At 53.2% G+C, this 24272-nt stretch carries 27 protein-coding genes, 1 rRNA gene, 1 pseudogene and 1 other annotated feature; of the genes and pseudogenes, 10 read left to right on the top strand and 19 right to left on the bottom strand.

Annotated elements, in window-relative coordinates; genetic code table 11:
- Positions 1–145: ribosomal RNA gene (locus B9L21_RS05135) — 23S ribosomal RNA — on the bottom strand; the annotation flags it as partial.
- A 638-nt stretch (positions 146–783) separates the two neighbouring features.
- Positions 784–1222: a sequence feature (16S ribosomal RNA rRNA prediction is too short), on the bottom strand.
- Between the two features lie 792 nt (positions 1223–2014).
- Here B9L21_RS05135 and B9L21_RS05130 point away from each other — a divergent pair.
- Positions 2015–2287: a hypothetical protein gene (locus B9L21_RS05130; protein WP_063165516.1), complete on the top strand. Its 273-nt coding sequence runs from the start codon at positions 2015–2017 to the stop codon at positions 2285–2287.
- 83 nt (positions 2288–2370) lie between these two features.
- On the top strand, positions 2371–2814 hold the full coding sequence (locus tag B9L21_RS05125) for an Hsp20/alpha crystallin family protein (RefSeq protein WP_063165515.1): 444 nt from the start codon (positions 2371–2373) through the stop codon (positions 2812–2814).
- Positions 2815–2831: 17 nt separating this feature from the next.
- On the opposite strand, the gene B9L21_RS05120 is transcribed toward B9L21_RS05125, so the two are convergent.
- The 4 genes from B9L21_RS05120 to B9L21_RS05105 are packed head-to-tail and all read right to left on the bottom strand — an operon-like array spanning position 2832 to position 7604.
- On the bottom strand, positions 2832–3851 hold the full coding sequence (locus tag B9L21_RS05120) for a LacI family DNA-binding transcriptional regulator (RefSeq protein WP_063165514.1): 1020 nt from the start codon (positions 3849–3851) through the stop codon (positions 2832–2834).
- 56 nt (positions 3852–3907) lie between these two features.
- Complete coding sequence (gene galT, locus B9L21_RS05115) at positions 3908–5434, bottom strand: UDP-glucose--hexose-1-phosphate uridylyltransferase (protein ID WP_063165513.1); 1527 nt, start codon at positions 5432–5434, stop codon at positions 3908–3910.
- Positions 5435–5436: 2 nt separating this feature from the next.
- The gene (galE, locus tag B9L21_RS05110; RefSeq protein WP_063165512.1) at positions 5437–6423 is read right to left on the bottom strand and encodes a UDP-glucose 4-epimerase GalE; all 987 of its coding nucleotides are present in this window, start codon (positions 6421–6423) and stop codon (positions 5437–5439) included.
- Positions 6420–7604 (bottom strand): galactokinase, encoded by a 1185-nt coding sequence (locus B9L21_RS05105; RefSeq protein ID WP_063165511.1) that lies wholly within the window; start codon positions 7602–7604, stop codon positions 6420–6422. Before B9L21_RS05105 ends, galE begins: the two co-directional genes overlap by 4 nt.
- 159 nt (positions 7605–7763) lie before the next feature.
- Between B9L21_RS05105 and B9L21_RS05100 the strand changes: the two genes are divergently transcribed.
- The gene (locus tag B9L21_RS05100) at positions 7764–8546 is read left to right on the top strand and encodes an EcsC family protein (protein ID WP_063165510.1); all 783 of its coding nucleotides are present in this window, start codon (positions 7764–7766) and stop codon (positions 8544–8546) included.
- A gap of 21 nt (positions 8547–8567) precedes the next feature.
- Here B9L21_RS05100 and B9L21_RS05095 read toward each other — a convergent pair.
- The 7 genes and pseudogenes from B9L21_RS05095 to B9L21_RS18035 all read right to left on the bottom strand — a co-directional run.
- Positions 8568–8870, bottom strand: a pseudogene (locus tag B9L21_RS05095) (glycoside hydrolase family 36 N-terminal domain-containing protein); the annotation flags it as partial.
- Positions 8871–9032: 162 nt separating this feature from the next.
- Positions 9033–10709, bottom strand: a complete 1677-nt coding sequence (locus tag B9L21_RS05090; RefSeq protein ID WP_063165508.1) for a glycerol-3-phosphate dehydrogenase/oxidase — start codon at positions 10707–10709, stop codon at positions 9033–9035.
- A 179-nt stretch (positions 10710–10888) separates the two neighbouring features.
- Positions 10889–11455, bottom strand: coding sequence for a glycerol-3-phosphate responsive antiterminator (locus tag B9L21_RS05085; protein WP_063165507.1), 567 nt, complete (start codon positions 11453–11455; stop codon positions 10889–10891).
- Between the two features lie 15 nt (positions 11456–11470).
- On the bottom strand, positions 11471–11626 hold the full coding sequence (locus B9L21_RS17565; protein ID WP_168157874.1) for a hypothetical protein: 156 nt from the start codon (positions 11624–11626) through the stop codon (positions 11471–11473).
- 16 nt (positions 11627–11642) lie between these two features.
- Entirely contained in the window at positions 11643–13040 is a 1398-nt protein-coding gene (locus B9L21_RS05080; RefSeq protein ID WP_063165506.1) for an ATP-binding protein, read from the bottom strand.
- Positions 13037–13711, bottom strand: a complete 675-nt coding sequence (locus B9L21_RS05075) for a response regulator transcription factor (protein WP_063165505.1) — start codon at positions 13709–13711, stop codon at positions 13037–13039. The genes B9L21_RS05080 and B9L21_RS05075 overlap by 4 nt, the downstream gene beginning before the upstream one ends.
- A 228-nt stretch (positions 13712–13939) precedes the next feature.
- Positions 13940–14062: a hypothetical protein gene (locus B9L21_RS18035; protein WP_255396844.1), complete on the bottom strand. Its 123-nt coding sequence runs from the start codon at positions 14060–14062 to the stop codon at positions 13940–13942.
- Positions 14063–14293: 231 nt separating this feature from the next.
- On the opposite strand from B9L21_RS18035, the gene B9L21_RS05070 reads away from it, so the two are divergent.
- A complete protein-coding gene (locus tag B9L21_RS05070; protein ID WP_063165504.1) occupies positions 14294–14758 on the top strand; it encodes an Hsp20/alpha crystallin family protein in 465 nt (154 codons plus the stop codon).
- A gap of 339 nt (positions 14759–15097) precedes the next feature.
- Here the strand turns inward: B9L21_RS05070 and B9L21_RS17560 are convergent, their stop codons facing one another.
- The gene (locus B9L21_RS17560) at positions 15098–15238 is read right to left on the bottom strand and encodes a hypothetical protein (protein WP_020960271.1); all 141 of its coding nucleotides are present in this window, start codon (positions 15236–15238) and stop codon (positions 15098–15100) included.
- 116 nt (positions 15239–15354) lie between these two features.
- Here B9L21_RS17560 and B9L21_RS05065 point away from each other — a divergent pair, with 116 nt between their 5' ends.
- Together B9L21_RS05065 and B9L21_RS05060 are read left to right on the top strand one after the other, a co-directional pair.
- Entirely contained in the window at positions 15355–15540 is a 186-nt protein-coding gene (locus B9L21_RS05065; RefSeq protein ID WP_063165503.1) for a hypothetical protein, read from the top strand.
- Positions 15540–15794 carry a sigma-G-dependent sporulation-specific acid-soluble spore protein CsgA gene (locus B9L21_RS05060; protein ID WP_063165502.1) on the top strand — a complete coding sequence of 85 codons (255 nt, stop codon included), beginning with the start codon at positions 15540–15542 and terminating at the stop codon, positions 15792–15794. The genes B9L21_RS05065 and B9L21_RS05060 overlap by 1 nt, the downstream gene beginning before the upstream one ends.
- Positions 15795–15836: 42 nt before the next feature.
- Here the strand turns inward: B9L21_RS05060 and B9L21_RS05055 are convergent, their stop codons facing one another.
- Positions 15837–16181 (bottom strand): YppG family protein, encoded by a 345-nt coding sequence (locus B9L21_RS05055; protein ID WP_063165501.1) that lies wholly within the window; start codon positions 16179–16181, stop codon positions 15837–15839.
- A 198-nt stretch (positions 16182–16379) separates the two neighbouring features.
- Between B9L21_RS05055 and B9L21_RS05050 the strand changes: the two genes are divergently transcribed.
- Together B9L21_RS05050 and B9L21_RS17555 are read left to right on the top strand one after the other, a co-directional pair.
- Positions 16380–16580, top strand: a complete 201-nt coding sequence (locus tag B9L21_RS05050) for a YppF family protein (RefSeq protein WP_063165500.1) — start codon at positions 16380–16382, stop codon at positions 16578–16580.
- Positions 16581–16662: 82 nt separating this feature from the next.
- Entirely contained in the window at positions 16663–16833 is a 171-nt protein-coding gene (locus B9L21_RS17555; protein ID WP_168157873.1) for a hypothetical protein, read from the top strand.
- Between the two features lie 74 nt (positions 16834–16907).
- Here the strand turns inward: B9L21_RS17555 and B9L21_RS05045 are convergent, their stop codons facing one another.
- Positions 16908–17270, bottom strand: a complete 363-nt coding sequence (locus tag B9L21_RS05045) for a YppE family protein (protein ID WP_063165499.1) — start codon at positions 17268–17270, stop codon at positions 16908–16910.
- A 113-nt stretch (positions 17271–17383) separates the two neighbouring features.
- Complete coding sequence (locus B9L21_RS05040; RefSeq protein ID WP_063165498.1) at positions 17384–17626, bottom strand: hypothetical protein; 243 nt, start codon at positions 17624–17626, stop codon at positions 17384–17386.
- A gap of 215 nt (positions 17627–17841) precedes the next feature.
- Between B9L21_RS05040 and recU the strand changes: the two genes are divergently transcribed.
- A complete protein-coding gene (gene recU, locus B9L21_RS05035; protein WP_063165497.1) occupies positions 17842–18462 on the top strand; it encodes a Holliday junction resolvase RecU in 621 nt (206 codons plus the stop codon).
- A gap of 18 nt (positions 18463–18480) precedes the next feature.
- Positions 18481–21132, top strand: coding sequence for a penicillin-binding protein 1A (locus tag B9L21_RS05030; RefSeq protein ID WP_063165496.1), 2652 nt, complete (start codon positions 18481–18483; stop codon positions 21130–21132).
- A 142-nt stretch (positions 21133–21274) separates the two neighbouring features.
- Here the strand turns inward: B9L21_RS05030 and nth are convergent, their stop codons facing one another.
- The 3 genes from nth to asnS all read right to left on the bottom strand — a co-directional run bounded on the left by nth (position 21275) and on the right by asnS (position 24089).
- Positions 21275–21946, bottom strand: coding sequence for an endonuclease III (nth, locus tag B9L21_RS05025; RefSeq protein ID WP_063165495.1), 672 nt, complete (start codon positions 21944–21946; stop codon positions 21275–21277).
- 75 nt (positions 21947–22021) lie between these two features.
- Positions 22022–22729: a DnaD domain-containing protein gene (locus B9L21_RS05020; RefSeq protein ID WP_063165494.1), complete on the bottom strand. Its 708-nt coding sequence runs from the start codon at positions 22727–22729 to the stop codon at positions 22022–22024.
- 67 nt (positions 22730–22796) lie between these two features.
- The gene (asnS, locus tag B9L21_RS05015) at positions 22797–24089 is read right to left on the bottom strand and encodes an asparagine--tRNA ligase (RefSeq protein WP_063165493.1); all 1293 of its coding nucleotides are present in this window, start codon (positions 24087–24089) and stop codon (positions 22797–22799) included.
- Positions 24090–24272 lie beyond the last annotated feature (183 nt).

Here is a 24272-nt window from a genome sequence, read left to right as displayed (position 1 = left end):
TCCCATTACGGACAGGGGGTTCCCCCATTCGGACATCTCCGGATCAACGCTTGCTTACAGCTCCCCGGAGCGTTTCGGCGTTTGCCCCGTCCTTCATCGGCTCCTAGTGCCAAGGCATCCACCGTGCGCCCTTTCTAGCTTAACCTAAAGCGTCTCGGCTTCTTCCTTATTGTCTAGCTTCGGCGCCTAGCTCTCTTCTGCCAAACAACCTCCTCCCTTGGGATGCAAGCATCCCTGCGGGTGAAGAACATTTGGCTTCGAGATCGCCAGGATGGCGATATTTCGCCGTTGCCCGCAGGACGCGGGCGGCCTTTAGGCGAAATTTCGGCGCCTCAGCTTTTCCGGTTATCTAGTTTTCAAGGAACGAAGTCGCTCCATTGAGCTTGCTTCTTCGCTGGTTTGCGTCGAGGAATCTGGCTCCTCTGAACCTGCTTGTAGACGCAGACGCAAACGAGAAGGAATTCTCATTCCTTCAAAACTGAACGAAACGAAAGCGCGATTTGTTAATGGTCGGCCGTTCGCGGCCTTCGCTTTTCGTATTGTCTAGCTCCAGCGCCTGGCTCTCTTCTGCCAAATAACCTTCCCCCTCGGGGTGCAAGCACCCCTGCGGGTGAAGAACATTTGACTTCGAGAGCCAATCGCGGCGCTTCCGCTTTTCGTACTGTCTAGCTCCGGCCGCCATCGGCTCGCGACGCTTCGGCCCTGCTGCGGCGGCATAGCCTCCTCGCAGGCCCTCCAGCACGTTTCGCCGATAGGCGGGCGGCCTCCGCTTTTCGTCCTTAGAAAGGAGGTGATCCAGCCGCACCTTCCGGTACGGCTACCTTGTTACGACTTCACCCCAATCACTTGCCCCACCTTCGGCGGCTGGCTCCCGTAAGGGTTACCTCACCGACTTCGGGTGTTGCAAGCTCTCGTGGTGTGACGGGCGGTGTGTACAAGGCCCGGGAACGTATTCACCGCGGCATGCTGATCCGCGATTACTAGCGATTCCGGCTTCATGCAGGGGCCACCTTTCAACCGAAGACCATGCGGTCTTCGGTGTTATCCGGTATTAGCTCCGGTTTCCCGGAGTTATCCCGGTCTTGCGGGCAGGTTGCCCACGTGTTACTCACCCGTCCGCCGCTGACCAAACAAGAGCAAGCTCTCATTCGGTCCGCTCGACTTGCATGTATTAGGCACGCCGCCAGCGTTCGTCCTGAGCCAGGATCAAACTCTCCAAAAGAAAGTTGATTGGCTTTGTAAGCTTCGGCGCCGACACCAAACGTGTCAAGCGGCCTCCACTTTTCGAATTGTCTAGCTTCGGCCGCCATCGGCTCGCGACGCTTCGGTCCTGCTGCGGCGGCGATAACCTCCTCGCAGGCCCTCCAGCGCGTTTCGCCGATAGGCGGGCGGCCTCAGCTTTTCGTTGCGCTTCGTTTCGTTCAGTTTTCAAGGAACAAGGAATGCAACCTTATCACGACATTTATTATTATAAACCATTCTCTCAAAATGTCAACTGCTGTTTTATTGTTGTTTTGTGTATGGCTCTTTTCATTGCCGCGCTTGTTCCGTCGCGGCAATTATTTATTATACTCAATCTTTATTATTTGTCAATAACTTTTTTTGTAGTCTCTCTGTTTCACAGCCATTTGATCATCGCTTCTCGGCATCGATCGAAACGACGTTTTTTATTATATATACGATTCGATTTTATGTCAACTACTTTTTTAATAAAGCGGAGATCCGTTTCGTACCTGGAAATAACGGTTAAAACCATATGCAAACCTCTCCGGCTGACGAGCAGCCATCCGCGTATGATAAAGATGGCGTTTTACAGCCACGACTCCCTGTCTTTCCCCTATAGATCAGGAAACGGAATTTGTTCATGAACCTTTTTGCAGGCAAGCGCCGCTCTTTTTACGCTTAAAGTTCGCAGGCATCGCCTCGACCGCCGTATGATATAATAAGGAAAGAATTTCGGCAAATCATGAATGACCGACAGCGAACAACTGCGCTAAGGAGGAAAAAGATCACGATGGATCATCCGTTTTCTGTACTGCTTGACGCCTATCGCCGCCTTTGGCCGAACCGGTCACTGACGTCGGAATCGCTCGATGAGGAGGAAAGCAAGTCTCTTCTATATGAAATGATCACCCGAGAGCTGCGCGATGAGTGGACGCATCCGCGCGTACGGCAGACGCCCGAGGTGAAGTTTTATTACGCCGTTAAACGAGTAGCCTCCTCTGACTTGCCGAATGACATGAAAATTGCGCTGATTCAAGCGTATTTGACGGCAATGGAACAATGACAAGCCAATCATACATAAATCAAGGAAATACAGCTCACACTACTGAACGGAAAACCATTTCATGTTTAAGGAGGAAAGCAGCTATGGCGTTAATTCCGTATGACCCGTTCCGCCATTTGGAATCGATCCGCCGCGATATGAACCGCTTTTTTACAAGCGATTTTCCGTCGCTGTTTGCCCATATGGACGAACAGCACTGGATGCCGCGCATGGACATGCATGAAACGGCCAACGAGTACGTCGTTTCATGCGATTTGCCGGGGCTTGAGCGAAAAGAAGATGTGCATATTGACGTAAACAACAATATGTTAACGATCAGCGGCACGATTCAACGCCATCATGATGTCAAAGAGGAACAAATGCACCGGCGCGAACGCTTCTTTGGCCGCTTCCAGCGCTCGATCGCGCTGCCAGCCGATGCGGCGACGGAAAACATTCGCGCGACATACAAAAACGGCGTGCTCGATATCCATATCCCGAAAACGACGGCGGGAACGAAAAAGCGCGTCGACATTGAATTTCATTAATGACAAAAGGGAGACAGTCATTGTCTCCCTTTTCCATTTGCCTCGCTGCTGGCGCGGATGATCAGTTCGGTCGGCACGACAACTTTCTTGCAAATCGTTCGCTTCGTCGTCAACCGTTCGATTAGCAATTCAACGGCTGTCTCCCCCATAAACTCGGTATACACTTTCACCGACGAAAGCGGGGGATGGAGAAAGGCCGCGGTCGGAAGGTCATTGAACCCGACGATCGCTACGTCTTCAGGAACGGCAATCTCCGCCTCATGCAACGCACGCAAGGCGCCGATGGCCATCGAATCGCTGGCGATGAAAAACGCCGTCGGCAAGTCCCCTTTGGCAATCGCCTCTTTCATCAGCCGATAGCCATCTTCGGCGGTAAAGGCGCCAATCCGTACATCACGCGAATCGTACATCCCTTTCAAATATAAATATTCGTAAAACGCTGTTTCGCGCTCATCGCGAATTGGCGTTTCCCCGTCGACATATTCACGGCCGCCGATATACCCGATTTTCGTGTGCCCCAACTGAAGCAAGTAGTCCAACACCGCAATCGTCGCTTGGCGCAAGTCGATGACGACCGAATCAAACCGACGTTCATCAGGCGAGCAGTCAACGAACACGATTTGCTTCGCCCCTCGGGCAAAGGCGCTCACTTCGTTCGGCCCGAATTTCCCGACCGCGATGATGCCATCAAGCGCCTCCATCCGTTCAATCGGGTAAGCGCCATGCTGCTTAAACAGTTTCACTAATTCAATGCCGCGCTCAAAACATTCTTTTTCTACTCCAAGGCGAATCGCCATATAATACGGGTCATCGATTTCCTGGCGTTCGGAATACCAGTGAATGAGTCCGAAGCGAAACGATTCCCGCGCCTGCTGGCTTCGCTCCCGCAATGTTTTGTAGTTCAGCTCTTGGGCAACTTCAAAAATGCGTTTTCTCGTCTCATCCGAGACGGATAGCGTTGTATCGTAGTTAAGCACACGCGACACGGTCGCGACCGAGACGCCGACTTTTTCGGCAATTTCTTTTAACGTGGCCATAGTCTGTTTGCGGTCCCTTCCTTATGTTTCATATGAAACGCGTTTTTTCGCCGCGTTTATACAAAGGACGACATGCTTTCGGCCGCATGGCTGAGAAAGCGACGGAACGCTCCTTTCCCTCGCTCGTCCCGTTTAAATACTCCCGCATGCTCCAAAACAGTCACAAATCGCTGCCCGACTTCATACCGTAAAATGTCGCGGACATTGCTTGTGGTAATATCCGGATGTGCTGCACGAATGGCTTCGCACCAATCCCAATGTTTAAGCATCGTCTCATCCCAATCTTCTTTTTTCGTCCGATGTACAAGGTAGTCGGCCAACATCTCGAGCTCCGCGGCAAGTCGGCCGGGCAGCACCGCCAACCCCATCACTTCGATCAAGCCGATATTTTCTTTTTTGATATGATGCAGTTCCTCATGCGGATGGAAAATGCCGTACGGATGTTCCACCGACGTCCGATTGTTGCGCAAAACGATGTCCAACTCAAACGAATGGCCGCGGCGGCGGGCGATCGGGGTGATCGTGTTGTGCGGAACATCGCCGCTGCAAGCGATAATCTCGACACTTGGATCGCTGTACGCCTGCCACGCCTCATACAGGCGCACCGCCGCCTCTAGCACGTCCTCTTTCGCCCCTGTTAAACGGATCACCGACATCGGCCAGCGGACGATCCCCGCCGTCAGTGACGGAAACGAAGGAAGGGAAATGTAGTCCTCGATCTCCGCTTTTTCCATCGCAAACGGATAGCGCCCGCCTTGAAAATGATCGTGTGTTAAAATCGAGCCGCCGACAATCGGCAAGTCGGCGTTCGAGCCGATGAAATAGTGCGGAAACTGTTCCACGAAGTCAAGCAAACGCTCAAGCGTCTTCCGCTCCATTTTCATCGGCACATGCTCGGCGTGGAAGACGATGCAATGTTCATTGTAATACACATAAGGGGAATATTGAAAATACCACTGCTCGCCCAATAACGTGATCGGGATGACGCGATGATTGGAGCGGGCAGGATGGCCCCACGTTCCTTCATACCCTTCGTTTTCTTTGCACAACACACATTTCGGGTACGAGGATGACGGTGCTTCTTTCATTTTGGCGATTTCCTTCGGGTCTTTTTCCGGTTTCGCCACATTAATGGTGATATCCAATTCGCCGTAGATGGTCGGCACTTTCCATTGCTGGTTTTGAGCGATGCGCGCCGTTTGGATGTAGTTGGACGATTGGCTCAACGAATAAAACCAGTCGGTCGCCTCTTGCGGATCGCGCTGATACCGCTCGTAAAAGGCGCGAATCACTTCCGACGGCCGCGGCATGACGCAATCCATCAGCTTTGCATCCCATCTATCGCGCTCGGTCGTTGTATTCGTTTCCAACAATCCTTGCTCATGCGCCCAATCGATGATGACATCCAGCACTGGAGCCGGCGAGGCCAAGGGAGTATCCTTGACCTCGACAGGCTGCCATTCGGTGAGTCGAAGCGTTGCCAGCAGGCGGTTGCGCGCGTACACCGCATCTTCCGGCGCTAACAGACCTCGCTGCTTGGCATAATGAATCAGTTGTTCAATGGCCGCAAAAATCGTTTCCATTGTCACACACCCCGATAGCCGTTTGGCCGCGCTTTATGCCATTCCCATGCCGACGCGACAATGTCCGTAATGGACGGACAGTTGGGCTCCCAGCCAAGCTCGCGCTTTGCTTTTTCCGATGACGCGACAAGTCTCGCAGGGTCACCCGGACGCCGTGCCATGACGCGGGCCGGGATCGGATGCCCAGTCACTTGCCGTGCCGCTTCAATCACTTCTTTGACGCTAAACCCGTTGCCGTTGCCTAAATTGTACACGTCGCTGGCCGCTCCGTTCCGCAGTTTATGAAGCGCCAAAACGTGGGCATCGACAAGATCGAGCACATGAATGTAATCGCGGATGCACGTGCCGTCTGGCGTATCATAATCATCACCAAAAATGGAAATGTCCTCGCGCTGGCCGAGCGGCACTTTCAAGATCAACGGAATCAGATGCGTCTCCGGATGGTGATCCTCACCGATCACTGTGCCATACGCCCCGGCAACGTTAAAATACCGAAGCGAAATCGAACGAATGCCGTAGGCACGATCCGCCCATTTCATCATTTTTTCCATCGCCAGTTTCGTTTCCCCGTACGCATTCGTCGGTTCTGTCGGATCGGTTTCGACGATCGGGATTTGTTTCGGCTCCCCATACACCGCGGCAGTGGAAGAAAAAACAATTTGTTTGACATCAAACTCCTTCATCACTTCAAGCAGCACTTGTGTGCCGTACACATTGTTGTCGTAATATTTCAGCGGTTCTTCCATGCTTTCGCCAACTAATGAATTGGCCGCAAAATGGATGACCGCCTCAATGTCGTGCTGGCGAAACACCTCGCGCAAAAAGCCGCGGTCGCGAATATCCCCTTGGCAAAACCGTGCATCCGGATGCACCGCTTCTTTGTGCCCCGTCTGCAAGTTATCGACAACAACGACCTCTTCCCCTTTTTCAAGCAAACGGTACACGGCATGGCTGCCGATATAGCCTGCCCCGCCGCAAATCAAAATCATCGGCACATCTCCTCCATTTCTGTCAGTTCGCGCGCCCCGTCACCAACGTCAACGACATAAAAGCTCGCTTCATAGCCGATTTTTTCAGCGTACGTCGTTCCGACTTGTTCAATGAAATCTTGAACGGATGTTTTTTTCACCACGTTCACCGTACAGCCGCCAAACCCGGCTCCGGTCATGCGCGCCCCGATCGTTCCTTCGTGCGCCCATGCCGCTTCGACAAGCGTATCGAGTTCGATGCCCGTCACTTCATAGTCATCGCGCAGCGACACGTGCGACTGCTTCATCAGCTCGCCAAAGCGACCGAGGTCTCCCCGCTCAAGCGCCGCAGCCGCCGCAAGCGTCCGCTCGTTTTCCGTCACCGCATGGCGGGCCCGTTTTTGTTCGAGCGGGGAAAGAAGATGAGCATATCGATCGAGCTCTGCGCTCGTCAGCTCACCGAGCGAGGCGATGTTGCGCACGCTTTGCAACTTGGCAAGCGCTGCTTCGCACGTCGCCCGCCGCTCGTTGTACGCCGAGTCCGCCAGGCCGCGTTTTTTGTTCGTGTTCGCGATGACGATGGCACAGTCGTCAAGCACCAATGGCAAATAGCGGTACTCAAGCGTTTGGCAGTTTAATAAGATCGCCGAGTTTTGTTTCCCCATGCCGACGGCAAACTGATCCATAATGCCGCAATGGACGCCAACATAGTTATTTTCTACGTTCTGGCTCATTTTCACAAGCTCCAATTGGCCAAGCTGCCGCGCAAACAAGATGTTTAAGGCGACGGCCGTCACAAGCTCGATCGACGCCGACGACGACAACCCCGCACCGTTGGGGATCGTGCCTTCATACAAAATGTCCAATCCGGCCTCCAGCGGGCCGAGCGCTTGAAACGCGGCGATGATCCCTTTCGGGTAGTTCGCCCAGCTATGCTCGTGCCGATATGACAAGTCATCATACGAGACAGTAATGACGCCGGTTTCCGGAAAGTTTGTTGAGTACAGCCGCACAAGCGGCTCTTTCGTTTGCCGGACAAGCGCATACGTGCCGATCTCGAGCGCGCACGGCAGCACATGCCCGCCGTTGTAATCCGTATGCTCGCCGATCAAATTGACGCGGCCGGGGGCGAAAAACAGGCGGATATCTTCGCCTAGCCCGCCGAAACGTTCGATAAATTGCTGTTTTAACGTGGAGATCATGAAAGGGGCCTCCTTGTTAAAGTAAAATTAGGTCATTACTCCCTTGGTAAATATTTTAGTAAATATTTTATTAAAAATCAATCGTGAAACACAATCTTTTTTAATACGTATAATCATTCGAGTATTTATTCACCTTATATAAAAAGGAGGCGGAGCGGAATGGAAGCTCGACAAACGCTGAAACAAGAACTTGATGCCATCACCGCTTGGGAACACTCCCAAAAAGACCTCTGGTTTTGGGAAAAGCTCGGGCGCTTGCCGTTTCAAGTGCTCGACAAGCTGACGCCGAAAATTGTTCATCGAAAGCTCGGGCAGCTGCTTGACGAGTTGGGAGGCTATATTCAAAACGGCGGGAAATACTTAGTGAAGAAAGAGCGCGTATTGGAACGTCTTGGTGTCACGTCGCTCGAGGAAGTGCCGTATTTGCCGCTTGCGACGATGGATCGCGCCTGCGACGAGTTGATCGATGCGCGCGTTACGTTCGCCCAGCTGCAAGGAGCGGCGACCGGGATTGGCGGGGCGCTGACGCTGGCGGTGGACATCCCTGCTTTGCTCGGGCTGGCGTTGAAAACGCTGCAGGAGATCGCCATCATCTATGGATACGACCCGAACGAAAAACAAGAACGCATTTTTGTTGTCAAATGCTTACAGTTTGTCGCGGCGGACATCGTCGGGAAAAAGGCGATTTTGGACGAGATTTCTTCCTTTTCCAGCCAGCGCGGGCATGTCTTTTCCGAGCTGCAAGGCTGGCGCGAAGTAATCATGACGTTCCGCGACCAATACGGGTGGAAAAAGCTATTTCAGGCCGTGCCGATCATCGGCGTGATTTTCGGTTCGCTGTTTAACAAATCGTTTATGGAAGAGATCGCCGAAGCCGGGAAAATGTTATACCGGAAACGGCGCATCATCGAAAAGCTGAAACAGTTCGAACCCGATGTCTAGACGACACCGGGTTCAATTGATTTTGTAAATATGGTGCGTTGTGTGGCACGAATCGGTCACCGTCGAACCATTCTCAAGCTGCACTTGATACGCCGGAGCGCGAAAATCGGTGTTGCCGCAGGCTGGATATTCTTGGGGCAGCGTATCGAGCGAAAACGTACGATCGGATGGATTGGGGTTGGGAGAAAAGGCGCGGTTTAGCCGCGGAAATACCCGCGCAACGTGCCAATCGCGCACCGCTTTTCCCCAATACACGTGCGCCAAATAGCCAGAGCGGAAAAGGCGCATGATATAGCTTGCTTTGCTCGCTTGCAAATGAAACAGCTTCGTTTACGGATTATAGGTAATCGCCATCCACTTCCCCCGCCTTTATCTTTTCTTCATTTTACGAAAATTTTACGTAAAAATCTAGCAAAAAGCGCCCGTGTTCGTACGCTAGTTGATATGAAGCACCTCTTTAGCGGACGCCTGTCTCTTCCCTTCCTTCTATTTATTCACAATCCTCCGATCATCACCTTCTTCTGCCAACACCGCTTGGCGCAGCGCTTGTTCCAGTTCTTTCGCATACGTTGCCGTCTGTTCCCCTGTCCAGCGCAAATAGCGGGCCATGAACGCGATGACCGCTTCTTTTTCCCGGCGAACCGAATCGATGTCAAACAACAGCGCACCGGTGCGGCGGATGAAGTAGTCGGTCGGTTTGACGGCCATTTCTTCCTCGATCGCGTAAACGAGGCGGATAAACGTCTCCCGCGTTAAGCCGGCCGAGCGGTCGTATTGCCTGTTTAAAACAAACAGTCGGTCCACGTTCGTGCCGTATTGTTTCGCGAGCCGCGCCCCTTCTTCTTTTGTCAGCCCGTAACGCACTGCTTCCTCCGCTTTTTTGGCAATGAACGCTGGCAATCGGTGCGAGCCGCCGACATCGCCGCCGGAGATCGGCAGCTGTTTCGTCTGGCACGACCGGAACGTTTTTCCCTCTTCTTTGGCTAGTTGCTCGGCGATAAGATCGACGACCGTTTCCGCCATTTTCCGGTAGCCGGTCAGCTTGCCGCCGGCGATCGTAATGAGCCCGGACGGCGATGTCCAAATTTCGTCTTTCCGGGAAATTTCCGACGGATCTTTCCCCTCTTCATAAATGAGCGGGCGGACGCCGGCCCAGCTTGATTCGACATCGGCGGCGGTGATGCCGACCGATGGGAACATATACTCGATGGCTTTCAATAAATAATCGCGGTCTTCTTCCGTCATCGTCGGATGGGCGGGGTCACCGTCGTAAAACGTATCGGTCGTGCCGACATACGTTTTTCCATCGCGCGGAATGGCAAACACCATGCGGCCGTCCGGTGTGTCAAAATAAATCGCCTGTTTGAGCGGAAACCGTTTTTGGTCGATGACAAGGTGGACGCCTTTTGTGAGCTGGAGCCGCTTATTTGTTTTCGAGCCGTCTTTGTCGCGCAATGTATCGACCCAGGGCCCGGCGGCGTTGACGACGGTTTTGGCGCGGATGTCATACGTCCGCCCGCTCAGCATGTCGCGGCAACGGACGCCAGTGATGCGGCCGCGGTCATCGTATAAAAACTGTTCTGCTTTCGTATAGTTGACAGCGTCGGCGCCAAGCTCGACTGCTTTTTTGATCACTTCAATCGTCAGGCGGGCGTCATCGGTCCGGTATTCGACGTAATAGCCGCCGCCAAGGAGCCCATCGCGCTTTAAGAGCGGTTCTTTTTCCAACGTCTGACTAGCGTTAAGCATCGTCCGCCGCTCGCTCCGCTTCACGCCGGCCAGCCGGTCGTACAACCAAAGGCCGACCGATGTGCTCCATTTGCCGAACGTCCCGCCGCGGTAAATCGGCAGCAACATCCATTCCGGCGTCGTAACGTGCGGGCCGTTTTCGTAAACGACCGCCCGTTCGCGCCCGACTTCGGCGACCATTTTCACTTCGAATTGTTTTAAATAGCGCAAGCCTCCGTGAACGAGCTTCGTCGAGCGGCTCGACGTCCCGGCGGCGAAATCTTGCATTTCGACAAGCGCTGTTTGCATGCCGCGCGAAACGGCATCAAGAGCGATGCCGCCGCCAGTGATTCCCCCGCCGATGACAAGCACATCGTACGTTTTTTCACCCATGGCGTTCAACAACTCACTCCGCCGTCTGCTTGAAAACATCATTGATCGCTCCCTCCAGTTGAAAAAAGACAAAAAGAGACCATGACAAACACGATAAGCGTTCTGCCTACCATGTATGCATGGTCTCTCCATGTCTCCTGACTGATAATTAACTTGTTGGTTTTATTATAACAGATCGTCGCCCGTTTGGCTAGCGCAACGCATCAACGATTTCCATCGTCTTACCCGTCGCGGTGCCGGTCGTAGTGGCGCCAGAGCGCTTCGTTTGACGTCGTCACCGCCGCGGCGCCGGCTTCTAGCGCCTGCTTGACATCGTCCGGGGTGCGAATGAGCCCGCCGGCGTAAATCGGCTTCCCGGTCCGCTCCTTCACCTCGCGGATGATGTGGGGCATTGCGCCCGGGATGACTTCAATATAGTCGGGATTTGTTTTGGCAATCAGCTGGTAGCTTTTCTCTAAAGCGTGCGAATCAAGCAAAAAGATGCGTTGCACGGCGAGGACGTGCTTTTGCCGGGCCTTCATAATGACGCTCGCCTTCGTCGAAATGAGGCCATGCGGGCGAAACTCTTGGCAAAGGTATTCCGCCGCATGTTCATCATGGCTCAGCCCTTGCACTAAATCGGCGTGGATGATGAGCCGCTTGCCGTGCCGGCGCGCATAATCGAAGATGCTTTTTAGCTGGGCGATATGTACTTCGAGCAGCACCCCGATTTCGTAGCCGCTCGCCAAAAAGGCATCAAACTGCTTCATCGTTTTCATAGCCGGAACAATTGGTTGTCTTATTTCCATGGCGTTCTCCCCAGTCTATCCTCTCATTTTATCGACCTCGTCTAAGCACGACAGCGACATCATTGTCCGCGGTTTGCATGTCGCAATTTTCACCCCGCGCTTGCGGAACTTCTCGACGACATGATGAATGGCTTTTTTGCCTGCCGCCTCTTCTTCGTGAAGATGCCCCATTGTCTCAACTCCTCTCCTATTCCGCTTTCGGAATGGCGAGCTTAACCGTTGTTCCTCGGCCGACTTCGCTTTCCATCGTAATTTGCCCGCCGTATTTATCGATCATTTCCTTGGCGATCGAAAGACCGAGCCCGGCGCCGCCCTGTTCGCGGCTGCGCGCCTTGTCGACGCGATAAAAACGCAAAAAGACGTTTTTCAGTTCTTCCTGCGGGATACCGATGCCATAATCGCGGATGGCCACCGTGACAAACGATCCTTCCTCGCGCAGCGAAAGAGCGATTTTTTTGACCCGTTGAGAATATTTTACCGCATTGTCAAGCAAAATGAACAGCAATTGTTCAAAATGATGTTTTGCGATCGCCACACGCGCCAGCGGTTTCTCCGGTTGGTCAACAATAAATTGAAAATCCGGATGCAAGACGCGGAAATTTTTCACGATTTGCCCGATGACCGCGGCGGCATCAATGGGCGCGATCTCTTTTGGCACTTCCATCGCCTCGGCGCGCGATAGGTCAAGCAGCTCAAGAACGAGGCGCTTCAACCGTTCCGCCTCTTTCACCGCCGCCTCAAGCGATTCTTCCAAAATCTCTGGATTGTGCTTGCCCCATCGCTGCAACAAAGAAAGATGGCCCTGCAAAATGGCGAGCGGCGTCCGCAATTCATGAGACGCATCCCCAACAAACTGCCGCTGCAAGGCAAATGAACGTTCAATTTCGTCCATCATGCTGTTGAACATCTGCATGAGCTCGGCGATCTCGTCGCGCGCTGAAGGCACATCGATGCGCTGCTTCAGCCCGTTGTTTTTGATGTCGGCCATCGTTTTTGCCAACGTTTTCAACGGCTGAATGAAGCTTTGCGCCACAAGCCGTCCGGCGAGCGCGCTCGCTGCCATGGCTGCCAAGCCGATCACCGTCATGATGACAAACATCGTGTTCGTCACTTGTTGGAATTTCGTCAGCCGACGGGCAATTTCAATCGTCCCGGACAAGTTTCCGACATGAAGCGGTTGGCGAAGCAGCAAAAACTGCTCATTGTTGATGAAGTGTTCATCCATTTTCAGCTTGTCAGGCACGCCGCCCGGCCACAGCGACACCGCTGCGCTGTTGGAAACCGAGACGATGATGTTGCCGTCGCGGTCGGTGACGCGAATGAGCTGATAGCGCTCGTTCAGTTTTTCGAGAAACGAACGGCTGCGGCGAATATCTTCCCATGATACATTACGTTTTTCGGCGTAATAAGTTTCAATTTCCGCCACCGTTTGTTCCATCGCTTTTTCTTCTTCATTGAGCAGCCATTGCCGCACAATATGGTATTGCAAAAACGTAAAAACAAAATACGTGATAAAAATCGCCCCAGCGGATAAAACGGTCAGCTTCCCTTTCAACGACAGACGATGGAGGCGAAGCCGCTTCATGGCCGCATCACATATCCTGCCCCGCGCACCGTTTGGATGTACCGCTCTTTATCATGTTCGTCAAGCTTTTGCCGCAAATAGCGGACATAGACGTCGACAACGTTCGTCTCCACTTCGGTGTCAAACCCCCATACTTTCTCAAGCAGCACGTCGCGCGTCAACACGACATTGATATTTTGCATAAAGGCGACGAGCAAATCGTATTCCCGTTTCGTCAACTCAATAAACGCATCCCCTTTTTTGACCGTGCGCGCCTGCACATCAACGGTTAAGTCTTTAAACGCCAACACTTGTCCGCCCGGTTCAGGGTGAACGCGGCGAAACAAAGCGCGAATGCGGGCGAGCAGCTCTTCAATGGCAAACGGCTTGATGATATAGTCATCCGCTCCGTTATCCAACCCCATGACGCGGTCAAATACGCTGTCGCGCGCCGTGATCATAATGATCGGCGTCGATTTCGCCGCCCGAACGCGGCGGCAAACTTCCATGCCGTTTAAACTCGGCAGCATGACATCAAGCAAAATGAGATCCCACGGTTCCGAAAGAGCGAGTTCAAGCCCTTCGCGCCCATCGCCGCACACATGTACATCGAATCCTTCATGTGTCAAGTCAAGCTCCAAAAATCGGGCCAATCCCGCTTCATCTTCCATCAGCAAGATCCGTCCGTTCATCGTCCGTTCCTCCTCTCCTGCGTCTATTTCTTTTCCCTGCGCCGGCCTTACATTCATTTTACTACAAAACAGCCCGTCGTCGGCGGCAATCGGCTGTCGAAATGAAACAGGCGGCTGTTTTGGCCGCCTCGCTTCGGGCGGGTTCTCAAACAGCCGCCCGCCTTCGCATGCCTTTTGCCAAACTAGGCCGGGCGCACGCTTCAACCGCTGTCCAGATGGAGATTCCGGCTACGAGTGGCGGTCAACAAACCAATCAACGATGGCTTGAACGATTTCAAACGCTTGATAGGAAAGAAGCGACACGGCAGTTCCGGAGAAAAACAATGTCAAAAGCCAGTGAATCCAATGCATGGCACTGCTCCCTCCCTCATCGGCAGTGGAGTCATTATATCCGCTGCAAATGAAATCCACATGAAAAAACGCTAAAAAACGCGGAGTGACTTTTTTGTTTTCCGTACATACATTGAAAGTGAATCGCATTGCCGATCAATGGCTGCCAACTGTCGGAGCGGTACGGCCGAACAGGACCGCCCGGACGCGGCGAGTCGGCCACTTCAAAAAAAGGAAAGAGAGGGGAGCGCGATGAATGAACCGTTTCAACCGCCGGCCGGCGGGGGAGGGGATCACCCGTTCCACCATTTGCGGAAAATGGTGAACCAATGGTTTGATGAACGGCCGCTGCAAAAATTGCTTGAAACGCTTGATGACTACTTCGCGCAAACATTTGCCGAAGCGTACATCCCGATCGAGGTGAAAGAAACGAAACGCGATTACCAAATCATCGTCCGGCTGCCCGAAATCAAGCGGGAGCAAATGAGCCTCCAATGGCACGAAGATGGACTGCAGCTCGTCATCGATCATCAGGAAACGATTGAATCGGCCGACGACAACGGCCATGTATACGAGCGGCGGCAGGCGCGGCGGCGTGTCACAAGGATGATTCCGTTTCCGTATCCGGTTGCCGAACATGAGGTGAAAGCGTCGTTCCAAAACGGCACGCTCATCATCCGGCTGCCGCAAAAGCGAAAATACATTGACATTGAGTGAAAACTTGAAGGCTGTGCAACCAACGCGTTGGGCTGGGAAAATGAGCGAAGGAACGGTCCAACTATAGATCCTGCAGACAGCCGGGCCGGCAAAACGCCTTATGCAGCCTCCTCACTTCGAGGCGCTGCAAAAACGCGCTGTCGGCCTAGAAGGCTGGTGATGAAAGGAACAGGTGGCTTCACCACCTTGTTTCTCAAATTGAGAAACTCTGTGGTATCAGCTTCTCGTTTCACGTCATCTGACGTCAACTACGGGCGATCGCTGTTTTTCACCAACCTTCTAGTCGGGCCCTAAAAAAGCCGTCCCCAATATCGGGAGCGGCTTTTTTGTATTCGGCTTCTATTGTTTATGCGACGGACTTCCGTACCGGTTGTTGTTCTCCGGTGTCGGATCTTTTTGGATGTCCCATTCTTTGGCAATTTCTTCGCGATTGTTTGGGTATTTATTTTTCCGTTTCCGATTGTCGTTTCGGTTCGTCACCGTCTGTCACCCCCTTGCCGTTTGCCATTAGCTTGCTCGTTTTTCGGCCGCATAAACGAGGCATACATACTTTCGCCGTTAGTAAGCTACGCTACTTGGTAGGAGGTGTAAAACGAATGGCGAAACTGCCCGATTTTAAACAGCTGAACGACCGGTTGATCAATGAGCCGTCCGATGAGCCGATGCTGGTGATTAAAACGAACCTTGATCCGGATCGCGTCACGGAAGAGAATCCGTATGCGGAAGGCAAAACGAACGTCAGTCGGACGTTTGCTTCTTTTTTTGAAGGGGGCGAACCTTGATGGAACAAACGCTCGCCTATTTGCGGGAAATTTTGTCTAACTACTTGGATAGCCACGATGACACACCAAAACGCATCTACAAAAAGCTAATCAGCAAACCGTACCGGGGCGAGGGGGAGTTTGTCCGCGACTTGACGCAAGAGGAGAGCGCCTTTTTGGATCGCATTTTGCCCCATGAAATCCGCTACGCGATGGATGAGCGCGATTATGAGCGCGTCTATCAGCTGAATGAAGTGTACGAGCTGCTTATTTAACGGCGTGAAAGCCGCCCCCGACCGCGCAGGGGAGCGGCTTTCTCATTTTTTAAACGTGCTGAGCAGCCCTTTTAACATGCCGTTCACTTGGTTGACCGTATTGATCATCTGCCCCATCGTACTCATCATTTTGTTAATATCATACGTCCCGTCGTTGTTTTTAAACTGGGCAAGAAAAGACGGGCGCGGCGGCGGCAGCAGCGGCCCCGGCTTCGGGTACGGCGTCGGGTGCGAAGGCATAGCGGCATGGAATGGCGAAGCGTAGGACCAGTGAGCGGTCGCGGACGGAATGTATGAAGGCCAATGGTCGTAATAAGGCCAATGACCGCCTAGACTGTATGGCCCATGAACGGGCGGCGGCGAAACCGGGCGCGGATAGCGGTACATGTTCGTTCTCCCCCATTTTTGATCGTCGATTTCCCCCTCGTAGGCAAAGGGGGTAGGCTGCCACTAGTATATGTGCCAATACCTAGCGGCGTGCGCGTGGACATGTCATCTCTTGTCGGAAGTTTTAATTTTCGGAAATCGCTTTTCCCCCGTATTTTCATGGTACGATGTAAAAAAGGGGAAGGGGGAAAAGCATCGATGAGCATTGCTGAATTGAAACATAAGTTCATGGCGGTCAAACATTGCGAACCGGCTGAGGCGAACGAACTGCTCGATTTTGCCCGCCGCCTTTATTTGCGCGGGGAGATTTCGCTCGCCGAGTACCGCGACTTAGTGCGCGAATTGGAAAAGGCCGGCGCCTGTCAGCCGGATGAAGCAGGAGAATACGCCGGACTTTAGGCCTCGAGGGAGCTTTTCCCTTCTTTTTTTTGCATATTTCCCGCCCAAACGCCCCATCGTAATATAAAGGGGGTGTTGTGCAATGGGCCGAGGCGTGCATTTTAACCATAAGCTGAAAGGCCATGACCACGAAAAACCGAAACATGGAGAACCGGTACCGCCGAAACATACCGAACGGGTCGAATATGAAATCAACACCGTCGCCACCGCTGAGAGCGGCCCTGTTTCGATCACAACCGGAAAAGACACATAAGGCAAAAAAGCTGTCTCCCTCAGCAAAGGAGACAGCTTTTTGATTATCGGGTCAAAACACCGCTCTTTTTCGCCCTAGCTTGTTTCGCCAAGCCGCTTCTTGACAAGGGCGAGCGTGTACGCAACGGCCTGGCTGTACTGTTTGATGCGGTGCTCTGGGACGGACGGATAAAATGCCTCCACGCTCCATTTTGCCATCTGATCGACCGCCGCTTCAATTTGCCGCTCGTGAACGTATTTCGGCTGCGCTTGGCGAATCCAGCGGAAAGCGGCCGCTTTCCACCGTTCGGCGACCGCCTGCACTTCCTCCGCGAACGGTTTGACTTCGGCAAAAAAGTCGGGCTCTTGATTCCGCGCGCGGGCGCGCCGGGCGATCGCCGGCAGCCGTTCATTGTACTCATGAAGCTGTTCCGTCAGCGCTTTCAGCTCTTCTTCCATGACGGCCTCCTTGCGTATAGCGATGAACTTAGTTTCGTGTAAGCGCAGGTCTGAAATGCCCGTGAGCGGTTTGACGCCGTTTGTCTATGTTTCATCATATCATAGCGGCATGCTTACGCCAAATACAGTTTCGATGAAAGCCGCAGCTCGGCTTCCCCTCTCCTCCCGTCAAGCCGCTGTTCTACACCGGCGATTCGCCCTTCGAGCTGCCCGAGCTGCTCTTTATTTTGCGCATAACGTTCTTCAATCACATCAGCAATGACTTTTTCCATTTTGGCATCCACTTGCTCAATGAGCGCGACAATTTCCTCAAGCTGCTTTTCAATTTCTTCTTTTTTGACCAGCCGTTTTCCCATTCCTTCTCCCCCATTTCTGGCATGATGATATTCCATTCGCGGCGGGAAGAACAACTCCCTGCCGCAGCGACAAAAGTAGAACAGATTCGGCAAAGAAAGCGGGAAGCGGCCGCCATTCGACAACGATGGCAGCGGGCGTCCCGTTGGAAAAGAAAAAGGGCGCATATTGCTTGGGCGTATGGTATAATAAAAACCATTCAAAGGAGATGAACGCGATGGCACTCAAATACCCGGGCGGAAAAGAGTATCGCGGAAACAAGCCGAGCGCGGCGCGCCAGCCGATGGCGGCCGATTACGCCAACCGCGGCATGACGCTCGAAGAAGACTTAAACGCGACGAATGAATATTACCGGGAGCACGGCATCGCCGTCATCCATAAAAAACCGACCCCGGTGCAAATCGTCCGCGTCGACTACCCGAAACGGAGCGCCGCTGTCATTAAAGAGGCGTACTTCCGACAGGCGTCAACGACCGACTACAACGGCGTCTACCGCGGCAAATACATCGACTTTGAAGCGAAGGAAACAAGGAACAAAACGGCGTTTCCGCTGAAAAATTTCCATGCCCACCAAATCCGCCATATGGAACAAGTCATTGCCCATGGCGGCATTTGCTTTGCCATTTTGCGCTTTTCTGCGCTGAATGAAACGTACTTGCTTGATGCCTCCCATTTAATCGCCTGCTGGAACGAACAAGAAGCCGGCGGGCGGAAGTCGATTCCGAAACGGGAGATCGAGCGGTGCGGGCATTACATCCCGCTTGGCTACCAGCCGAGAATTGATTATATTAGTGTAGTAGAAAACGTGTACTTCACCGTGCAAGGTGAAAACTTGTAAGAAAGGCAGGATTTGCTTATGTCTGGTGAATATCGTTCTCGTTTGGAACGAAAGCAGGCAGCGAAACAGGCGAAACAAAAGAAAGCGAAAAAGAAAAAAGGAGCATCGTGGTTGAAAACGATCGCCATTGCCATATTGCTTATGATCGCCATCGGAGCAGCGGGCGGCGTAGCGGCGTTCGCCTACTTCGTCAAGGACGCCCCCCCGCTCGATGAAGCAAAGATTAAAGACCCGCTCTCTTCAACCGTATACGATATGAACAGGAAAAAAGTCGCCGAACTTGGCGGTTACAAGCGAACGTACATTTCATATAAAGACGTGCCGAAAGTGCTCGAAAACGCGGTGTTGGCAACAGAAGACGCCCGCTTTTACGAACATCACGGCATCGATATCGTCCGCTTGGCTGGCGCTGTCGTCGCCAATATTCAAGAAGGATTCGGGGCGGAAGGCGGCAGCACGATCACCCAGCAGGTGGTGAAAATGACGTTCCTGTCATCGAAAAAAACGCTAGAACGGAAAGCGCAAGAAGCGTGGCTCGCCCTGCAGCTTGAGCAAAAATATTCCAAGCATGAAATTTTAGAAATGTACTTGAACAAAATTTATTATTCGGACGGCATTTACGGCGTCGCTCGGGCAGCGGAATATTACTTCGGCAAGACGAATTTAAAAGAGTTGACGCTCCCGGAAGCGGCGCTCTTAGCCGGCATGCCGCAAAGCCCGAACCGATACAATCCGTACGATCAACCGGAGGCGGCGAAAAAACGGCGCGATACCGTTTTATCGCTCATGGCGAAACACGGCTTCATCAGCCAAGAAGAGGCGGAGAAGGCGAAACAAGTGCCGATCAAATCGATGCTTGCTGAACGGAAAAAACCGCAAAGCTCCGTGCCGTATGACGCCTTTATTGACGAAGTGATCAAAGAAGTGACCGACAAAGCGAACGTCAACGTCTTTGAAGACGGATTGAAAATTTACACAACGCTTGATCAAGAGGCACAGTCGTACGTCGAAAACTTATTAAACTCGAAGCAATACTTTACTAATAAAAAAGACTTGCAGTCGGCCATCGCCCTCGTCGATACGAAAACAGGCGCCATTCGCGCCTTAGGCGGCGGGCGCAACCGCGATGACGTCGAGTTCGGCTTCAACTATGCCATTCAGCCGGTCGGCCAGCCCGGCTCGGCGATTAAACCGATTTTGGATTACGGTCCAGCGATCGAATATTTAAAATGGTCAACAGCGCACATTCTTGTTGACGAGCCGTATACGTATTCGGACGGCACGCCGATCCGCAACGCCGGCGGGGGATATATGGGGCCGATCACCTTGCGGACGGCACTGGCAAAATCACGCAACATCCCGGCGTTAAAAACGTTCCAAGCCGTCGGCAAAGAACGGGCGATGGAGTTTGCCAATCGTCTTGGGATGGGCTTTAGTGAAGTATATGAGCCATATGCGATCGGGGGAGTATCCAACTATGTGTCACCGTTGCAAATGGCCGGGGCCTACACCGCCTTTGGCAACAACGGGATTTACACAAAGCCGTATGCCGTGACGAAAATCGTCTTCCCAGACGGCACGGAAATGGATTTGCAGCCAAAGCCGAAACGGGTGATGCACGACTATACCGCTTATATGATCACCGATGTGCTGAAAACGGTCATCCGCTCCGGAACCGGCGTGTTGGCTAATGTCCCAGGGCTTGAGCTCGCGGGCAAAACAGGAACGACAAACTACGGCGAAGACGGCGCCAAATTTGGCCTCCAAAGAGACGATGTGCCGGACAGCTGGATTGTCGGCTATACGCCAAACTATACGGCGGCCATTTGGGTCGGCTTCAGCAAGCGAAGCAGCACGGCAAAGCTTAGTATAGAGGAACAAAAAATCCCGAAATACTTGTTGAAAAACTTAATGTCCCATATCGATGACGGCAGCGGAAGCTTCAAGCAGCCGGAGAGCGTCGTCAGACTGCCGATTAAAAAAGGCACAAATCCGCCGAAACTTGCCGGCAAATACACGCCGGAAAGCGAAATTACGTATGAATTGTTCGTGCGCGGCACTGAGCCGACGGAGACGGCGAACGACGCGCCGGAAGAACTGCCGGCGGTGAAAGGGTTGACCGCTGTGTACGACCAAGCGGCGAACGCCATCGCGGTTTCGTGGTCATACGATGAGCAAACCGATGAGACGATCTTCGAGGTGCGCGTCAAAGATGGCCAAGGTCAAACGAATACGATCACCACAAAAGACCGTTCGATCACGATTTCCAATCCGACGCCAGGATGGACGTACACAATCGCCGTGTACGCAAAAGACGGCGAACGAATGAGCAAACCGGCCATAGCCAGCGTTCATGTCCCCGGCGGAGAAGATCAAACTCCCGCGCCACAACAACCGGGGGATGACAGCCAAGGCAGCGGCGGGCAAAACGGCGGCACCGATCAAGGCAACAGCGGGAATAACGGAAACGAAAACGGTCAGGGAAACAACAATGAACAAAACGGCGGCGCAAGCGGCGGACAAGAAAATGGCAACAGCGGCGGGGCCAACCAAAACAATGGCCAAACGGATGGAACAAACAACCAAGGAACGAACAACAGCGGCCAAACGAACGGAACGAACGGCGGAACAGGTGCAAACAGCGGAACGCCGCCTGTCTCCCCGCCGTAAAAAAACGGATCCGGAGCGGGTCTTGGCACCCGTCCATAACAGCTGCATTCCTAAAAAACGGATGGCTTTTGCGCCATCCGTTTTTTCATGACCGACCGGCATGCTGCTGGCCCTTCTTCACCAAGCCCTTTCGCGGTTCCGTTCACTTCTGATTTGCCGCTTTTTCCTCCCGTTTTCGCATCCGTTTTTTTCCTTCACGGCATAAATGAAGAAGAGGACATGACGGACATTGCGGAGACTGCGCCTTGCAATGGTAGCGGCCGAAAAAAATCATCCGATGGTGGGTGATCGACCATTCCTCTTTCGGAATTTTTTTCATCAGCGTTTGTTCGACTTCGAGAACGGAGTCGTTCCAGCGGCAAAAACCAAGCCGTTTGCTGACGCGCTCGACGTGCGTGTCAACGGCAATGGCCGGCACGCCAAACGCCACAGACACAACGACGTTCGCCGTCTTCCGCCCGACGCCGGGCAGCTTCATCAATTCGTCGCGGTCGCGCGGCACTTCGCCGTCATACTCCTCAATTAACATCGCGCACAGCTTTTGAATGTTTTTCGCTTTGTTCCGGTACAGGCCGATCGAACGGATGTCCTGCTCCAGCTCTTCCAGCGGCACGGCGATGTAGTCGTAAGGCGTTCGGTATTTTTCAAACAGCCGCTTCGTCACTTTATTGACGAGCGCATCGGTGCATTGCGCCGATAGGACGACCGCGATCAACAGTTCAAACGGGTTGCGGTGCACGAGCTCACAATGGGCATTCGGAAACATGTTGGCCATCTCATCCAAACAGTAGCGGATTTGCTGCTTCGTCAACACCGGCCTCCTCCTCCTTTCACAACGCTTGGTCAACTGATCGTTGGCCAAACAAAAACGAGAGACAGCGCCTCTCGTCTATGAGTCAAGCCAGTTAAAAAACGGAATCGTCTGCTGAAATTCCCCTGTCGCCTGTTTCTCCGGGCGCGCGGGCGGTTTCGGCTTGCGGAATTTTTTGCCGTAATCGTGCGCCTGTTCGATCGTCCGGATGCCGTTTTTTTTCCACTCGAACAAAATGCGGTCGATGTAGCGGAAATTCAATTTCCCTGACAGCACCGCCTCGCGCAGCGCCGCCTTAATGATGGCCGGCTCATGGCCGTCTTGGTCGATCCACATCGAGAGCGTTTCGCACTCAAATGGGGAAAGCGGACGGCCAAATTCCTGCTCAAATATCGTATACAAGCTTTCCTCTTCTTCCTGCTGGCCGATCTGCCCGTCCTTGGCGGCCTGTGCATACAAATGGTGCACCAATTGCTCCCAAAGCGGCTCCAGCGTATATTTTTCGCCGCGAACGCCGCGTTCGTCCGTATGCTCCTCGATGCCGACCATTCCTTTTTGCAGCAGCCGGCGCACCATCTCCATGCATTCCGCTGCCGGAACGGTCATTTTCTCAGCCAGCTCGGCCGGTGTCGGGAAGACGACGCCTTCTTCAAAAAACGATTGCATGTGCAAAAGCAAGACGAGCTCCCCTTCACTCAAACCGAGCCGCTTGTAATGGTTCAGCAACAGTTTCGGGACGACAACGCTTCCTTGCGCCAGCCATTCGGCCACCTTTTTCTTTTCCATGCCGATGCACCTCAACTATAGTATAACATGACACTGGCGAAAAAACCCCCTTTTTGCAGGGGGGTTTTTACGGATAGAGACGGTTGAGCAACCGCGGGAACGGGATCGTTTCGCGCACATGCTCAACGCCGCAAATCCAAGCGACGGTGCGCTCGAGGCCGAGCCCGAACCCGGAGTGAGGCACGGAACCGTATTTGCGCAAATCTAAATACCATTTATATGCTTCAAGCGGCAAATGATGCTCCTCAAGGCGCTGCTTTAGCAGCTCATAATCGTGAATGCGCTCGGAGCCGCCGATAATTTCCCCGTATCCTTCCGGCGCGATTAAATCGGCGCACAATACGACATCCGGGCGGTTCGGATCCGGCTGCATGTAAAACGGCTTTAACGATGTCGGGTAGTGAGTGATAAACACCGGCTTGTCGAAGCTTTCAGCAATGGCCGTCTCATGCGGCGCGCCGAAGTCATCGCCCCATTCGATGTCGGTAAACCCTTTGTCATGCAGCAGCTTGATCGCCTCGTCATACATCAGGCGCGGAAACGGCGGCTTAACAAGCTCGAGTTTGGCGGCATCGCGGTCAAGACGGCCAAGCTCGAGCCGGCAGCGGCTAAGCACCGACTGGACGAGATAGGAGACATACTCTTCTTGCAGCCGCAAATTGTCTTCAAATTGATAAAACGCCATTTCGGGCTCGACCATCCAAAATTCGATCAAATGGCGGCGCGTTTTCGACTTTTCGGCGCGGAACGTCGGGCCGAACGAAAACACTTTGCCGAGCGCCATGGCTGCTGCTTCCATATATAGCTGGCCGCTTTGCGATAAATACGCATCCTCATCAAAGTATTTCGTATGGAACAGCTCGGTCGTTCCTTCCGGGGCGCTGCCGGTCAAAATCGGTGCATCGACTTTGACGAAGCCGCGGTCGTTAAAAAACTCATACGTCGCCCGAATCAGCTCGTTGCGGATTTTCATGATCGCATGCTGGCGCCGCGAACGGAGCCAAAGGTGGCGATGATCCATTAAAAATTCAACACCGTGCTCTTTTGGCGTAATCGGATAATCGACCGCTTCATCGATCACCTCTAAATTCGTCACCGACAGCTCATAACCGAACGGCGAACGCTCATCGACGCGCACCGTGCCGGTCACATAAAGCGATGTTTCTTGCGTCAGCGTTTTCGCACGTTGAAACACCTCTTCTGAGACGTTCGCTTTTTCAACTACACCTTGAATAAAGCCCGTCCCATCACGCAGCTGTAAAAAGGCGATTTTTCCGCTCGAGCGCTTGTTCGCCAACCAAGCGCCGATCGTCACTTCTTGATCTACATATTGGTTCACTTCAGCAATCGTCGTTTTCACGTACCCATTCCCTCCAATAATCGACACGTCCATCATTCGCTATTATACCGTTCTGCCGAAACAGCGGCAACGGCCATGCCCCTCTTAACCGGCTCGGCACAACGATAGAAAACGGTGCGCAGCGGCCGCCGGTGAAACCCGCACACCTAGCTGTGCCTCGCGAAATACAGCGGGCGCGGAAAA

Source organism: Geobacillus uzenensis (assembly GCF_002217665.1).
GTDB classification, from domain to species: domain Bacteria; phylum Bacillota; class Bacilli; order Bacillales; family Anoxybacillaceae; genus Geobacillus; species Geobacillus subterraneus.
This window is presented reverse-complemented; position numbering and strand designations above follow the sequence as displayed.